This window comes from Enterococcus sp. AZ011, assembly GCF_050548355.1.
Classification (GTDB): Bacteria; Bacillota; Bacilli; order Lactobacillales; family Enterococcaceae; genus Enterococcus; species Enterococcus faecalis.
This window is the reverse complement of record NZ_CP172959.1, coordinates 233,649-249,864: the sequence shown is the minus strand read 5'-3', so window position 1 is coordinate 249,864 and position 16,216 is coordinate 233,649. Positions and strand designations below refer to the sequence as shown.

Here is a 16,216-nt window from a genome sequence, read left to right as displayed (position 1 = left end):
CCTTCTTTTTCTGTTTTATGCTAATGCGCCCATTGGATCCCAAGGTGCCAAAACAGTTGGCGCTTGTTCCCAAGCTTTTTTCTGTTCATCAGTTAATAAATCTTTGTGCACAACGATTTGATAAGTGTATTCGTCCATCCACGCATCGCTCATAACGAAGAAGCCATTTTCACCGACTTTTTCGCCCCAGCTATTTTCCACTTTCCATTTTGTTGTTTGACCATCAACGATATCAACACCTGTTAAAACCATGGCGTGTGTCATTAAGCTTTCACCAAAGTCTAAACGTTCTGCTTTAGTCATCGTAAAATCAATATCAAAAAGATCGTTCATATCGTAAACGTCTAATGCCATAATTCCTGTGTCACGTGTTGAAGATTGTCCGACATCACAACCAAACCAAACAGATTCGCCTTGTTCCAATTGTGCAGCAGCTAATTTTTTGAAAGCAGCCATTTCTACATTTAAATATTTAACTTCTTTGCCGCCGACAACATTCCCTAACATTTCAACAGTGTATGTTTTGTTGAATGGTTTATCTTCTGTAGGAGCATTAATAATACTTACATAATCATGTAAATTAACGCCAACGTATTTTTCAAAGAATGTTTGCGGTGTTAGATTTTGATCCAAATGATAATTTTTTTCTTCGTCACGGTATTCAAAATCAAAGGTTTCTGGCGGTGTTCCTAAAGAGATTGCTAAGAAATTATAAATTTCTTGTAACATTGCTTCTTTGTTTTTTTGGACTTCTTCAGCAGAAGCGCCTTTTTCAATTAAACTACGTAAAATTGTTGCATCTTTGCGTAATTTTTTATTTAAATAGTTGTTTAAATCACGTGAATTGGAACTGTTGCTGCTTTCAGGCATTGCCGTTTTAGGCACTACGCCATATTTATCAAAAATTGAAACGATCATATCCCATTGCCCACCATCTTGTTGTGGTGTCGCTAATAAAAAGGCCACTTTACGACTAGTCAACGGTTGATCGGCTGTTGCAATAATATTTTCATAGAAATAGTTTGATTTTTCATATTTATCCCAGAAAAATGTATAGTTTTGTGATAATTCAAAATCTTTTAATTGAAACGCATTTAACATTCTATGTCTAAATGTATTTAATGCCGCAAACATCCAGCAGCGACCGCTTTGTTTTTGATTGGCCACTTTTCCAGTAGCTAAGTCGACTGAAAAGACGGGTACGTTATTCACGGCTCCTTGTACAGATTCACCTGAAGCGCTGATACCATTTTTTACTACACTACGTTGTAAGGCATTTTGTTTATTATTGTTCAAGAAATCTTGATGGAATTTCTCTGTTAATTTTGGTTCAATTGCTGTCATATTTTCATCGTCCTTTCATTTTACGTTCTTCTTCATTATATGCTTCTCTTTAAACAGAAACAACCATTTACTCTAAATTCCTTGCTTTCCAACTCTTTTTGTATTAGGATATATAATACAGATAACACAAATAAGACAGGAGTGATTCGATGCTTTTAGAAATAGATGAACAAAGCGAACAGCCCATCTATCAGCAACTCATTGATCAAATCATTGTAGGCATTGCCAAAGGTGAACTGGTTCCCAATGAAAGTTTGCCTTCTATCCGACAATTGGCGGACGAAATCGGGGTCAATATGATGACTGTTTCAAAAGCTTATAATAAGTTAAAGCAATCAGGTTATATTGTGACTGACCGTCGTAACGGCACCAAAATTGCCGCAAAGTTACCTGCTACCGCTGTTTGGCAACAGCAATTGCATGAGCGTTTAGAACTTCTGTTGGCTGAAAGTTTTTTACATCAGCAATCCGAAGCAGAAATCCAAGCACTTATTCAGAAAATTTATCAAAATTTTGATTCGAAAGGGCGTGCATTATAATGGCGGTATTCTTTTATTTCATCCTAGTTTCTGTCGCTTTTTTTATGGCATTTACTATGGGGATTTATGCAAATCCTCACAAAAATATTATTTTGGAAAACACTTTACCAGAAGATAAACTACAAGATCCCAGCGTTCAAGCAATCCGAAAACGTTATAAAAAACGCTTGGTTCAACTAGCAGCCGTTTTTAGTGTTCTTAGTTTACCTTTGTTATTTATTCCTTATGATTCGATTTTGTTGTTTCTTTTTCTGTTACTTTTATTTAGTTTTATTGGCAGTGGCTACTATCTGCAAATCGTTTATATTCGCAAAATGGCCGCTTTAAAAATGCAAAACGGCTGGTTGCTACCTAAGCGTCCTCTCTTAATCGATACGCAATTAGTTTTAAATAAAAACCAGAAACTTATTTCATTTTGGTGGTTTTTACCTGCGATTATTCTTACTTTTGCTGGGGGCTTTTATTCCTTGCAAACGGCGATTGGTTCCTGGATTCTTTTCTTAATTACTGTTTTGATGTTAAGTTTGTTCATTGGCGGCTATTATTTTATCGCGCGCTTACCTGTCAAACCGCTAACTAGTGACTCAAAAATTAATCAGCAAATTAATGATTTATTTCGGCATCATTGGTCTGTTTTAATGGTTTTATCCGCCTTAGTTTTTGCACCGCTAACCATTTTACCAACTTTCACAATTGTAATTGATTATACGGTTGCGATGGCCCTTACTTTTTGTTATTTTATTCTTTTGTTTGTTTATGTAGGCTTTCTCTTCTACTACCTATTTTCAATGCGCAAAAAACAAGATCAATTCGTTTTACAGGCTGGCGATTATCGCTATGGGGATGATGATCAATATTGGCGGTATGGGATTTATATCAATCCAAAGGACCCCAAAATCATGGTTCCTGATCGCATTGGTATGAATTTATCTATTAACCTAGGACGGCCTGCTGGGAAAATTATTCTAGCCGCTACTGGTATTTTAACGATTGCGGTGCTGTTCTTTGCCACAGTGCCGATGTTTATAAATGATTTTTCTAGTCATGCCTTTCAAGCAACTATTGAAAATAAACAAATTGAGTTATCTGCCCCATTAGCAAAAACAAGGTCAATTCCTTTTAACCAAATCACTGCTGTTTCTTTGATTGATGACTTACCTCAAGAACGCATCCGCACAATGGGTGCTGCGACAGATAGTTACTTAACAGGAGAATTTAAAGTCGCTGGAAAACCTGCTTATTTACTAATTTATACAAAAAGTCATCCGATTCTGAAAATAGAAACGCGGAAGAAAGTTTATTATTATACTGCGCGTGATGGTCAAGAAACGACTAAGATTTATCAGGAAATCAAAGCCAAACTTCCATAACAAAAAAACAGGGCCTACTCATGATGGTAGGCCCTGTTTTTTGTTATTCGCTGACAACCTTGAATTTTGTATCTGCCAACGTGGTATTCAGTTCATCTTGGCTTACTTCACGATCTGCTGTCACAACGGCTGTTTGATCTGCCAAGTGAACCGCAACATTCGTTACGCCGTCAATTCCACTAAATTTTTCAGTGACCGCTTGAACACAGCCATCACATTTCATCCCATCAATTTTTACTGTTTTTTCCATTTCACTTCATCCTTTTCAATTTTATTTTTGACTTCCACTAGTTCTTTTCACCGTCGAAGGTTTAAATCCTTTCAATCGTAAGGCGTTTAGTAAGACAGAGACTGAACTAAAACTCATAGCTGCTGCTGCAATCATCGGACTTAACAAAGGTCCACCAAATAAGTGTAACACACCCATAGCCACTGGAATACCTAATGTATTATAGGCAAATGCCCAGAAAAGATTTTCTTTGATGTTTTTGATGGTCGCTTTACTTAATTCAACTGCTGTAGGCACATCCATTAAATCACTACGCATTAGCACAATGTCGGCCGATTCCATTGCAACATCTGTGCCTGAACCAATAGCAATCCCCACATCTGCTTGGGCAAGTGCTGGTGCATCATTAATCCCGTCACCCACCATCGCAACTTTTTTGCCTTCTGCTTGTAGTTTTTTCACTTCTAACGCTTTATCTTCTGGTAAAACTTCACTTAAGACACGATCGATACCTACTTGTTTCGCAATCGCCTCTGCAGTACGCTTGTTGTCTCCCGTAATCATTACGGCTTCGATCCCCATTTTATGCAAACGTGCAATGGCTGTTTGACTGCTATCCTTCACAGTATCTGCTACCGCAATGATACCCGCAAACGAACCATCTTTTGCCACAAACATTGGGGTTTTCCCTTCTTCTGCCAAACGATCCGCTTGTTGAACAAACGTTGATAGCTCGATTGCTTCTTCTTTCATTAATTTTATATTGCCCAAAAGTAGGACTCGTTCGTTGACTGTCACACGGATGCCGTGACCTGGAATCGCTGAAAAATCGCTTCCTTCTGCTAATGGCAATTGACGTTCTTTAGCCGCTTCCACAATTGCTTCACCTAGAGGATGTTCTGATCCTTGTTCTGCAGAAGCTGCTAATGTTAGTAACTCAGCTTCTGAAAGTGCTGAATCAGCAACTAAAATATCTGTAACCACCGGTTTGCCTTCTGTAATAGTCCCTGTTTTATCAAACACGATTGTTTGAATTTTGTGAGTGGTTTCTAAAGCATCCCCACTTTTAATTAAAACGCCATTTTCAGCGCCCTTACCTGTCCCCACCATAATCGCAGTCGGCGTTGCCAAGCCGAGCGCACAAGGACAAGCAATCACTAACACAGAAATAGTAATTGTCAAAGCGAAAATCCATGACTCTTGTCCTAAAAAGAACCAAGCCAAGCCAGAAAGAACAGCCAAACCAATGACGATTGGGACAAAAACACCCGAAATTTTATCAGCTAATTGTGCAATCGGCGCTTTTGAGCCTTGCGCATCTTCCACTAATTGAATGATTTGGGCAAGGGCCGTCTCTTTTCCCACTTTTGTCGCCTTGAATTGAAAGCTGCCATTTTTATTGATGCTAGCACCAATTACTGCATCACCGACTTTCTTTTCAACAGGCAAACTTTCGCCCGTTAACATGGCTTCATCCACAGAACTACTGCCTGAAACAATCACTCCATCAACAGGGATTTTATCTCCTGGGCGAACAATCACAATGTCATCCAACTGAACAGCATCAACTGGCACTTCAATTTCTGCGCCATCACGTAAAATATGAGCAGTTTTCGGCGCTAAACCCATTAATTTTTTTATCGCATCTGAGGTTTTCCCTTTTGAAACAGCTTCGAAATATTTTCCTAATGTAATTAAGGTTAAAATAACACCCGCTGATTCATAATAAAGAGCCATTGTAAAACTTGTGTCTCCTAAAAATATCATGACTGTGCCATATAAACTATACACAAAAGCAGCGCTGGTTCCTAAAGCCACCAAAGAAAACATATTCGGATGCCCTTTAAACAATGCTTTAAAACCAACTGTGAAAAATTCTCTGCCGACATATAGAACGGGTAAAGTCAAAATCAATTGAACCATTGCAAAGGTCATCGCATGTGTCATTGGATTCAAAAAATCCGGCAATGGTAAGCCTACCATATGTCCCATCGCAATATAAAGAAGGGGCACTGTAAACACCGCTGAGATCCAAAAACGTTGCCACATCTCAGCAATATGTTTTTGTTTCTTTTCACGATCTTGGTCCGCTGTTGCACCTGCAGCGACTTCTTCTGTCGCTTGATAACCTGCATCCGTAACTGCTTTGATAATTTCAGCACTCGTTACTTGATGGTCGTCATAACTAACCACCAGTTTTTCCGTGGCTAAATTAACAATCGCTTGTTGAACACCAGATAATTGGTTCACAGCTTTTTCAATCGTTTGGGCACAGGAAGCACAACTCATTCCTTCAATCGCAAACGTTCGTTGCTGGGCTGGGCTAATCGCCTTGTAGCCAGCATCTGACACAGCTTCCTTAATTTCTTCTTCTGTGACTTCCGTCTGATCATACGTGACACTTAATTTTTCCGTAGCTAAATTGACACTTGCCTTTGCCATCCCAGGTAACTTCGCCGTAGCCTTTTCAATCGTTTGGGCACAGGAAGCACAGCTCATCCCTTCAATATCAAACGTTTTACTTTCCATTTTTTTCACTCCTTTTTAAATTAAATGACATTGGCATTGACCAGGAATACAGTTGCAAGGGACGGATTCAACCGCCGTCTTGCGCTTCTCTTTTAATAGTTCCTCTAATCGATCCAAATCGTCATAACTCAACTGACTCTCTGTTAAAATTGTTTCCACCACGGAACCAACTTTACGGCTGCACACTTTGGCTAAAAGTTCATCTGCCACCGTTTCAACGCTCTGACGTTCTTCTACTAGCGGATAATAAATATATTTATTGCCTGCCTTCTCCGTTCCAACTAACCCTTTATCTGTTAAACGACTTAGTAACGTCTTGACGGTCGTTGATTTCCATTCTTTCTTCTCATTTAAAAGTGTATGCACTTCACGACTCGTGGTCTTGCCTTGGGTCCAAATAACCCGCATGACTTCCCACTCTGCATCTGTAATTGTCGCTAATTTATCTTTTGCCATACTCGTTAAATTCCTCCTTCATCAATAAAAAAGAGTTCAAGGTTATCGACTACAAATGTAGTCGTTTATCTTGAACTCATCATATAGCTATTTTATTTTTTTGTCAACAACTTCTGCTCATCTTTTTTATTGCAACGCAGATTCTTGTTTTTTAACAAAGTATTTCAATAAGAACGGTGCAACTAAGGTCGTTAAGATAATTACCACAATCATGCTCGTATAATACGCTTCTGAAAGTAATTTAGATTGGTAGCCAATTTGCGCAATGATTAATGCCATTTCCCCACGCGAAACCATCCCAGCACCGACCATTAAAGAACTTGTATTGGAGAAACCAACCATTTTCGCTCCCCAGGCGCCGCCCAGTAATTTCGTTAAAATCGCCATAATCGTCATTACCAAAATAAAAGGTAAATCCTTTCCTAACGTGTTAAATGTCACTGATAAGCCAATGCTGGCAAAGAAGACGGGAATAAACACGGCATAGCCAATAGCTTCAATATTGAAATCAATTTCTGTTTTTGCATCCGTTTGTCCCACAGCAATCCCTGCAAAAAAAGCACCTACGACAGAACTTAAACCAACTAAATCAGCCAAATAAGCCATGCCCAAACAGATAATCAATGACATGATAATAACAGACGACCCAATGTTCATTTTTTGACTTAAACGTAGTAAATAGGGAGCAATAAAGCGGACCAAAAAGAAAATCCCAATAAAGAATAAGCCTTGTTCAATTAACTTAACAATAAAGCTGACTTCTGTATTGCCGCCTGTACTTGCACCAATCATGCCGACAGCGACACTTAAAATAATCACGACCACGATATCGTCAACGACGGAAGCCCCAAGAATCGTTGCACCTTCTTTACTACTTAAAACATTCAACTCTCTTAATACTTCTACTGAAATGCTGACCGACGTTGCTGCTAAAACTAACCCAAGGAAAAAAGCTTCTTTCCAAGAAAAAGCAAACAGCTGACCAATCAACATAGTAAAACCAACCGGTAAAACGATGCCCAAAATAGCGACCATGACACTAGGTTTCGCATATTTTTTCAATAATTCCAATTCACATTCCATTCCAGCAATAAACATCAGCATAATGACACCAATTTCTGAAAAGTCATGCACAAACACATCTTGATGCACAATATTTAACATCGCTGGACCTAACACAATCCCTACTAGCAATTGCCCAATTACCGCAGGAATTCCTACTCTTTTACAAGCAACACCTGCTAAAGTCGTTGTAATTAAAATCAAACATAAAATACCTAAAAATTCCATACTATTTCCCTCTTTCTCTATTAACCAATCATCACTGATTCTTTTGGATATTGAACTTTCGACTGACTTTCCAAGCCTTTCTTAATTAATGACAATAACACCGTGTACACACCCACACGACCGACGAACATTAGAAAAATAATCACCAGTTTACCAAAAACAGTTAAATCTGGTGTTAACCCCATTGTTAAACCGACCGTTCCAAATGCAGAAATCACTTCAAAAACAATATACTCAATCCCGTTTTTTAAAGGTAATGTTTCTGTAAACGAGAGAATAACCGAAGCAGTTACACATAAAAAAGTTGCCAAGAAGAACAAAGTAAATGCTTGGAGCACTACTCGCTCAGGAATTGTGCGTTCATGGAATTCCACTCGCTGTTTCCCTTTAAAAATTGCACGAAATTGTAAAAATAACACACCAAACGTAGTGGTTTTCAAGCCGCCAGCGGTTGATCCTGAAGTGCCACCAATAAACATCCACAAAATCGTGACAATCAGGCCTGGATTACTCATTTTCAAATAATCAACCGAATAAAAGCCAGCCGTTCTTGGTGTAACCGACAAGAACCAACTGTTGACAAGACGCTGCCAAAAAGACATGTCAGCTGGAAAATGGCGATATTCTGAAATGTAAAAAATAACGGTCCCTAAGACTAAAAAGGTGGCGGTCACCGTTAAAGCAAGGCGTGTATGAATACTAACACGGTGCTTAATTTTATTTTTATAGCCTTTAATCATTGCAAAAATATCGCGCCACACAATAAATCCTAAACCACCAGCTATAATTAAAAAGCTAATGACTAGTAAAAGATAAGGCGAATTTTGATAAGGAACCATACTATCCCCTAGCAAATCAAAGCCAGCATTACAAAATGCCGAAACGGCATGGAAGAGACTAAAAAACAACCCTTTTTTCCACCCAAATGTTGGCACAAATTGAAAGGACAACAAGAAGGCTCCAAGTAATTGAATAATGGCCGCAAACTTCATAATATATTTCATTAAACGAAAAACTCCGGAAACTTCACTAACATTTAAAGCTTCTTGATACAACATCCGTACACTTAATGACGCTTTTTTCCGCAGCAAACTAAAGAAAATCGTGGCAACGGTTAAAAAGCCTAAGCCGCCTAATTCAATCAAAATCATAATAATAACTTGCCCGATAGGACTCCAATGTTCCGCCGTATTCAAAGGCGAAAGCCCTGTAACACAGACGGCGGAAGTTGCCACGAAAAAAGCATCAATCCATTGCGTTTTTTGTCCAGCTTGTGCAGAAAAAGGCATCATTAATAAGATCGTGCCTACAACAATTAATAGAAAAAAGCCTAAGACAATTGTTTGAACAGGTGAAATATACAACCTTCTTTTGATCTGATGTTTCATTTTTTTCTCCTCTACCATTTCTTTGTCAATCAAAAACAACACAAACGGCTAGACAACTGTTGCTTTGTTCCTCTCGCCCTATGAGAAACTCAAAACCTTGAAAGCAACTTGCCCAACCGAATAATTATTTTTTAATTTTTGTTTTCACGTTGATAAATCGAATAAACCAACTCATTTTTTTGATAAACCTGTTTTAAACGAACTGGGATTGATTGAGCCATTGTCTCGTATAGAGCAATGCCCTCACCCAGAAACAGTGGTATTGTCGTCAAAATGAAGGTATCAATTAAATCAGCTGCCAAAAGCGGTTGAACCACTTTCGGGCCTCCAACAATCCAAATTCCCGCGCCGTCTTCTTCTTTGAGACGACGAATTAATGTGACGGGATCTTCCTTGGTAAAAGTTCTTGAAGCAGTTGATGGTTCTGGATGAGAGGTAATGATATAAGAATGCTTGTCTTCATAAAAATACACATCTGGGGACAATTCTTGTGTCACTTGATCATAAGTAGTCCGCCCCATTACCACAGTGTCTATTTTTTCATACATTTCATCGTAACTACGATCTTCTTCATCGCCACGAATATTCTCTTCTAACCAAGCAACACCGCCCGCTTTGTCCGCAATGAAACCATCAATACTCGCTGCAATAAATAAAATTACTTCCCGTGCCACATCAACGCCTCCTTTTCTCTTCTTATCTATTTTAGCTTGTTTTCTCAAAAAACTCTAGGGGTGCGCATTGTTATTTTTAAAAGAAAAAAGAGAAAAACTAGGATAATTGGGCTACTTTTTGTAAAATAGGAAATAAGAAACTTTTTATTGAGTTATTTTACATTTTTTTCAAGAAAAATAAGAATTGGTTTATTTGATTTACACAAAAAAATAACATATTCAGTTTTTATATAAAGGAGGATTACTTTGTTTGATTTAGAGAAGGTTCAGACCTTGAATGAATTAGAAATGCTCGTTTACCATTATGTATTGGAACACCTGCACCAAATCCCTCAACAGACCATTCGCCAACTGGCTACTTCCTGTCATGTCTCCACCTCAACGATTCTACGATTTTGTAACAAAATGGGCTATGCTGGTTTTTCCGAATTAAAATATGCAGTGAAAGAAGAAGCCAAACAAACACAAACGTTTGAAAATTTTTATGATGCCACGGTTCACGTCGATGCTTTTTTAAAAAAATTAAACCAAGAAACCTATTACGAAATGCTTCGTCCAGCAATCCAAATGATTGTTCAAGCACGTCACGTTGCCTTTACTGGCATTGGTACTAGCGGAATTTTAGGTAGTTATGGCAGTCGTTATTTTGCCAACTTAAATATCAATTCTTACAGTATTGCTGATCCCTTTACGCCTATCCCCAAGCGCGGATTTGAAAATACATTAGCCTTGATTCTGTCTGTATCTGGGGAAACCAATGAAATGATTAAACAAATGACCGATTTTAAAACAGCTGGCGCCAAAGTGCTAAGCATTACCAACAATCAACATTCAACTATTGCCCGCTTGGCTGACTACAACATCTCCTATTATATGCCCGACGAACGTTCTCCATTTGCAGATAAGTCAGTCAATACAACCACTCAAATCCCTGTCATTGCTTTAATTGAACTCCTAGCTCATCAAGCAAGTCAACTTTTAAAGGAACTAGATGAAACACCTTCCTAGTTGTTTTTCACAAAAGCTCATGCTGTCTAAAACAGCATGAGCTTTTTTGTTTTTTTTCTTGGTACATGTTTCTCATTCAAGCAAAAGTCTATTTTTTCTTCAAATAAGCTTATATAGTAAATATGTAAACGGATACATTTGCATTTATATTATTCTTCAAAGGAGAGATTTTTATGAACGAATGGATTAACGAGAAATTATTACCTCCAGTACTAAAATTCGTCAATACCAAAGCAATTACTGCCTTACGGAACGGGATGCTTTACACGATGCCTTTTACCATTGTTGGTTCCGTGTTTCTTCTATTAGCGAATTTCCCAGTTACAGCTATTTCTGAATGGGTTAACGCAAGCGGTCTGGCTGTTTATTTCAATCAAGCATATGGTGCATCTTTTGCGATTATGTCGTTATTTGCGGTCATCGGTATTGCCTACTCATATGTAAAAAGCGAGGGATTTGAAGGCCTCCCAGCGGGCATGATTGCCATGGTGGTTTTCATTTTGTTTATGTCATCTGAAGTCAAAGATGCGGTTTCTGGCGCAGTAGTTGGCAATGTCATCAACAAAGATTGGACAGCTGGCAAAGGGATGATTACAGCTATTATTGTTGGTTTGTTAGTCGGCGTTGTATATAGTTGGTTTTTACGTCATGATATTCGTATCAAATTACCAGAAGCTGTACCAGAAAATGTGGCCAATTCCTTTACTGCGTTAATTCCTGCCAGCGTCATTGTAACTGGTGCAATGCTAATTTTCATTCTTCTAGATAAAGTCTTCAATACGACATTCTTTGACTTTATTTACGAAGTGCTACAATCACCACTTCAAGGAGTCACAGATTCACTAGGTGGCGCATTACTATTAGGTTTTGTCATTCCCCTCTTTTGGTTTTTCGGTGTTCACGGGTCAACAATCGTTGGCGGTATCATGGGCCCTATTTTACAAGCAAACTCTTTAGAAAATACCGAAATTTTGAAATCAGGAAAAGACTTAACACTGGCTAATGGTGGCCATATTGTTACACAACAATTTTTAGATCAATTTTTAACGGTCACTGGTGCGGGCATGACAATCGGGTTAGTCGTGTTCATGGTTTTCTTTGCCAAATCAGCTCAGTTTAAGCAATTAGGTCGGCTTTCAATTGGGCCAGCTGTTTTCAATATTAACGAGCCAATTGTCTTTGCTACACCTATCGTGATGAACCCAATCATGGCTGTGCCGTTCATTATCACACCGATTGTTTCTTCTGTTGTGACATATTTTGCCTTGTACACAGGACTGGTTCCTCTCTTTACTGCGGTACAAGTTCCCTGGACTACTCCTCCAATCATTTCTGGACTTTTAGTTGGTGGTTGGCAAGCAGCGTTGCTTCAAGTAGTGGTACTGACGATGAGTTTCTTTATCTATTTACCGTTTGCTAAAAAAATGGATGCACTTAACTACGCAGAAGAAACCAATCAACCGATTACTGAAGAAACCCTTGAAAAAGTCGAAGCACAAAACGTATAAAAATTTGAACAAAGGACTGAAACGATATGTCAATTTTGAAAAATGATTTTCTTTGGGGCGGCGCTGTCGCTGCTCATCAATTAGAAGGAGGCTGGGACCAAGGCGGTAAAGGGGTGAGCGTGGCGGATGTAATGACTGCCGGTGCACATGGCGTCCCTCGTAAAATTACCGCAGGCGTTTTACCAGATGAACACTATCCTAACCATGAAGCGATTGATTTTTACCATCGCTATCAAGAAGATATTCAACTATTCAAAGAACTTGGTTTAAATTGTTTCCGAACCTCTATTGCTTGGACACGAATTTTTCCTAACGGAGATGAAGAAACGCCCAATGAAGAAGGCCTTCGTTTTTATGATGCACTTTTTGACGAGTGTTTGAAAAATGGCATTGAGCCAGTCGTGACACTGTCTCACTTTGAAATGCCTTATCATTTAGTCACAAAATATGGCGGCTTTCGCAATCGCCAGGTCATTGATTTTTTTGTCAAATTTGCTGAAGTCTGTTTCACTCGTTACCAGAAAAAAGTCAAATATTGGATGACCTTTAACGAAATTAACAACCAAGCCAATTATGAAGAAGATTTTGCACCTTTTACTAACTCTGGTATTGCTTACCAGGAAGGAGAAGACCGCGAAGCAATTATGTATCAGGCTGCTCATTATGAACTAGTCGCTAGCGCACGTGCAGTGAAAATTGGCCACGCTATCAATCCCGACTTCCAAATTGGCTGTATGATTGCGATGGTGCCTATTTATCCTTATTCTTGTAATCCTGAGGATATGATGATGAGTGTTAGCGCAATGCAAAAACGTTATTGGTTTACCGATGTTCATGTCCGCGGTCATTATCCAAGTGCAATTCAATGCTATTTGAAACGAAAAAACATTTCATTAGATGTCACAGAAGAAGATTTAACTGATTTAGCTAATGGCTGTGTTGATTATATTGGCTTTAGCTATTACATGTCGTTTGCTGTAAAAGGTGCAGAAAAGGCCCCTACTTTTGACTACAATGAAGCAAAAGACTTGGTGCGAAATCCTTATGTAGCAACATCTGATTGGGGCTGGCAAATCGATCCTATGGGCTTACGCTATGCAATGAATTGGTTCAATGATCGGTATGAATTACCACTTTTTATTGTCGAAAATGGCTTTGGTGCTATTGATGAGTTAGAACCAGACGGAACGATTAACGACACTTACCGAATCGCTTATTTACGTGAACATATTGAGATGATGAAAGAAGCCGTTGCGTATGACGGCATTGATTTGATGGGCTACACACCTTGGGGATTCATCGATTTAGTGAGCGCTAGTACAGGCGAAATGAAGAAACGGTATGGCTTCATTTATGTAGATAAAGACAACGATGGTCACGGAACGTTGGAGCGGCGAAAGAAAAAATCGTTTGCTTGGTATCAACAAGTGATTGCTACGAATGGAGAAGAATTATAAACAAAAGGCCTTCGTCTAAAGACGAGGGCCTTTTGTTTATGCTTGTAATCCCTTTTCTAAATCAGCCAATAAATCTTCGACTGCTTCAATTCCTACAGATAAACGAATGAGTCCATCTTTAATTCCCACGGCTTCACGATTTTCTTTGGGGATAGATGCGTGAGTCATAATGGCAGGTACTTCAATTAAACTTTCTACGCCACCTAAACTTTCCGCTAAAGTAAAAATTTCCAACGCTTCTACGAAAGGAACGACTTGCTCATCCTTGGCTAATTCAAAAGAAATCATGCCACTAAATCCCGACATCTGTTTTTGCGCAATTTCGTGACCAGGATGACTCGCTAGTCCTGGATAATACACCGTTGCTACCGCTGGATGCGCTTCTAAAAATTCTGCGATTTTTTGAGCATTTTGGGCATGCGCTGCCATCCGGACGCCTAATGTTTTTAAACTACGTTGGACCAGCCAACTATCATGTGGTCCTAAAACAGCACCAATCGCATTTTGTAAAAAGGCAATCTTTTCTGCGCTTTCTGGATGATTCGTTACGACTAAACCAGAGACTACATCACTATGGCCCCCTAAATATTTTGTCCCGCTGTGAACCACAATATCAGCACCTAACGCTAACGGCCGTTGAAAATAAGGTGTCGCAAATGTATTATCGACAATAGTTAACAACTGATGTTTTTTAGCAAGCTTAGCTGCCGCTTCAATATCTGTAATTTTTAACAGTGGATTACTTGGTGTTTCCAAAAACAAGGCTTTTGTATTTGGCTGAATTGCGGCTTCAATTGTTGATAAGTCGCTGGCGTTTACAATCGTGTAGCTTAACCCATTTGCTACAAATACTTTATCCAATAAACGGAAACTCCCCCCATAGACATCGTCACCTAATAAAATATGATCTTCGGGTCCAAACATAGAAATGATTGCATGGATACCAGCTAAGCCTGAGCTAAACGCAAAGCCATGGCTCCCACCTTCTAACTCAGCGATTAAGGTTTCTAACGCGTGACGTGTGGGATTACCTGAACGAGAATATTCATATTCTTTTGGCTGGCCCACGCCATTTTGTTCAAAGGTTGACGTTTGATAAATAGGAACACTCACTGCACCTGTTGTTGTGTCTTTACTAATGCCGCCATGAATTAATTTGGTATTGAATTTCATAAAAGGTTTCCTCCTAAGAATAAATATTTTTTGATAAATAACGATCACTACCGTCAGGAAAAATAGTTACAATTGTGCTGCCTGCTGGTAAGCGGCGCGCCTCTCTTAATGCCGCCGCAAATGCTGCGCCGCTGGAGCTTCCCACCAGCAAAGCGCTTTTCTTGGCTAATTGTTTGACCCAGAAAAAACCATCCTCGTCTGAAATGGTATAAAAGCCGTCCACAGGAATCTGTTTAAGAAAAGGCGGCACGAACTCCACGCCAATGCCTTCGATTTCATGTCCGTGTGCAGGTCCGCCATTTAAAATTGAACCTTCTGGCTCCACGCCCCATAATTGCGTCTTACTATTTTGTTCTTTGAGATATCTGCCAACACCTGCAAACGTTCCACCACTGCCTAAACCTGCGACAAAGCTAGTAATCTTTCCGCCTAAGTCTTGAACAATTTCAGGTCCTAATCCTTCGTAGTAAGCAGCAGGGTTATCCGGATTTTCAAATTGTAACGGCACGTAACTATTAGGAATTTCCTTGGCTAAGTCTTGGGCACTAGTTATCGCTCCGACAATCCCTTGCTCTGTTGGCGAAGGGACAATTTTAGCACCTAACGCTTGCATCAGCTGTTGTTTTTCCTGACTAAATTTTTCTGGCACAACAAAGATTGTCTTGAGGCCCAGTTGACTGGCAGCTAATCCAAGTCCAATCCCTGTATTCCCCGCTGTCGGTTCAATAATTGTTGTGGCTTGATTTATCTTTCCCGTTTTCATTGCTTCTTTGAGAAGATGCACACCAAGCCGATCTTTGACGCTGCCACCTGGATTCAAATATTCTAGTTTCGCATAAATTTTAGTGCCTTCTGGCATAGGATATTGTTCACTTGTAAATTCAAATAATGGTGTTGCTCCGATTGTGTCTAAAATTGACTGAACAATCATAGCGAATTCCTCCTTCTAATACATGTACATAAAACAAAAAGGTGCTGATCGCATCAGCACCTTTTTTGTTTATTTCTGGTTGTCTAGATTCAGAGAGGAATCGTGTTAGGCAATTTTTCAGAAATAACGGAGGTTTTCCCCATCACAAAAGAGTATGCTGCACTATTTTGCACCATACAACAACAGCTTTCCGTTTCTAAAAAAGGGCTAGCTTGTTTTTTCGTCATGGTTGATTTCCTCCTTCGTCATGTGTTGACCAAACTATACCATTTCCCATTTTCTAGTGTCAACGATTCTAACGATTGCTATTTCCTATCACA

General features: G+C 39.2%; 15 protein-coding genes. 5 read left to right on the top strand and 10 right to left on the bottom strand.

All coding sequences use genetic code 11. The annotated features are described in order from the left end of the window. Window positions 1–15: 15 nt before the first annotated feature. Window positions 16–1,344, bottom strand: a complete 1,329-nt coding sequence (locus IGL36_RS01305) for an aminopeptidase C (RefSeq protein WP_002358357.1) — start codon at window positions 1,342–1,344, stop codon at window positions 16–18. Window positions 1,345–1,493: 149 nt separating this feature from the next. Between IGL36_RS01305 and IGL36_RS01300 the strand changes: the two genes are divergently transcribed. Then, a complete protein-coding gene (locus tag IGL36_RS01300) occupies window positions 1,494–1,883 on the top strand; it encodes a GntR family transcriptional regulator (protein ID WP_002358356.1) in 390 nt (129 codons plus the stop codon). Beyond that, complete coding sequence (locus IGL36_RS01295) at window positions 1,883–3,253, top strand: PH domain-containing protein (protein ID WP_002379043.1); 1,371 nt, start codon at window positions 1,883–1,885, stop codon at window positions 3,251–3,253. The genes IGL36_RS01300 and IGL36_RS01295 overlap by 1 nt, the downstream gene beginning before the upstream one ends. 43 nt (window positions 3,254–3,296) lie before the next feature. Here the strand turns inward: IGL36_RS01295 and IGL36_RS01290 are convergent, their stop codons facing one another. The 6 genes from IGL36_RS01290 to IGL36_RS01265 all read right to left on the bottom strand — a co-directional run bounded on the left by IGL36_RS01290 (window position 3,297) and on the right by IGL36_RS01265 (window position 9,867). Next, complete coding sequence (locus tag IGL36_RS01290; protein ID WP_002355215.1) at window positions 3,297–3,503, bottom strand: heavy-metal-associated domain-containing protein; 207 nt, start codon at window positions 3,501–3,503, stop codon at window positions 3,297–3,299. 21 nt (window positions 3,504–3,524) lie between these two features. Then, window positions 3,525–6,011, bottom strand: a complete 2,487-nt coding sequence (locus IGL36_RS01285; RefSeq protein WP_002397561.1) for a heavy metal translocating P-type ATPase — start codon at window positions 6,009–6,011, stop codon at window positions 3,525–3,527. Window positions 6,012–6,026: 15 nt separating this feature from the next. Then, the gene (locus IGL36_RS01280; protein ID WP_002379040.1) at window positions 6,027–6,467 is read right to left on the bottom strand and encodes a CopY/TcrY family copper transport repressor; all 441 of its coding nucleotides are present in this window, start codon (window positions 6,465–6,467) and stop codon (window positions 6,027–6,029) included. Between the two features lie 126 nt (window positions 6,468–6,593). After that, complete coding sequence (locus IGL36_RS01275) at window positions 6,594–7,757, bottom strand: cation:proton antiporter (RefSeq protein WP_002355211.1); 1,164 nt, start codon at window positions 7,755–7,757, stop codon at window positions 6,594–6,596. 20 nt (window positions 7,758–7,777) lie between these two features. Next, window positions 7,778–9,145, bottom strand: a complete 1,368-nt coding sequence (locus IGL36_RS01270; RefSeq protein WP_002379039.1) for a TrkH family potassium uptake protein — start codon at window positions 9,143–9,145, stop codon at window positions 7,778–7,780. 131 nt (window positions 9,146–9,276) lie between these two features. Next, window positions 9,277–9,867, bottom strand: coding sequence for a dihydrofolate reductase family protein (locus IGL36_RS01265; protein WP_002386047.1), 591 nt, complete (start codon window positions 9,865–9,867; stop codon window positions 9,277–9,279). 198 nt (window positions 9,868–10,065) lie between these two features. Here IGL36_RS01265 and genR point away from each other — a divergent pair, with 198 nt between their 5' ends. From genR to genA, 3 genes are all read left to right on the top strand, one after another. Beyond that, window positions 10,066–10,827 (top strand): transcriptional regulator GenR, encoded by a 762-nt coding sequence (gene genR, locus IGL36_RS01260; RefSeq protein ID WP_002362941.1) that lies wholly within the window; start codon window positions 10,066–10,068, stop codon window positions 10,825–10,827. Between the two features lie 173 nt (window positions 10,828–11,000). Further along, a complete protein-coding gene (gene genB / locus IGL36_RS01255; RefSeq protein ID WP_002355207.1) occupies window positions 11,001–12,335 on the top strand; it encodes a PTS sugar transporter subunit IIC in 1,335 nt (444 codons plus the stop codon). Between the two features lie 26 nt (window positions 12,336–12,361). After that, window positions 12,362–13,792 carry a 6-phospho-beta-glucosidase GenA gene (genA, locus tag IGL36_RS01250; protein WP_002355206.1) on the top strand — a complete coding sequence of 477 codons (1,431 nt, stop codon included), beginning with the start codon at window positions 12,362–12,364 and terminating at the stop codon, window positions 13,790–13,792. Between the two features lie 36 nt (window positions 13,793–13,828). Here the strand turns inward: genA and IGL36_RS01245 are convergent, their stop codons facing one another. From IGL36_RS01245 to IGL36_RS01235, 3 genes are all read right to left on the bottom strand, one after another. Then, a complete protein-coding gene (locus IGL36_RS01245; RefSeq protein WP_002358342.1) occupies window positions 13,829–14,965 on the bottom strand; it encodes a cystathionine gamma-synthase in 1,137 nt (378 codons plus the stop codon). A gap of 13 nt (window positions 14,966–14,978) precedes the next feature. Further along, window positions 14,979–15,896 carry a PLP-dependent cysteine synthase family protein gene (locus IGL36_RS01240; protein WP_002370175.1) on the bottom strand — a complete coding sequence of 306 codons (918 nt, stop codon included), beginning with the start codon at window positions 15,894–15,896 and terminating at the stop codon, window positions 14,979–14,981. 89 nt (window positions 15,897–15,985) lie between these two features. Next, complete coding sequence (locus IGL36_RS01235) at window positions 15,986–16,123, bottom strand: hypothetical protein (RefSeq protein ID WP_002355203.1); 138 nt, start codon at window positions 16,121–16,123, stop codon at window positions 15,986–15,988. Between the last annotated feature and the right edge of the window lie 93 nt (window positions 16,124–16,216).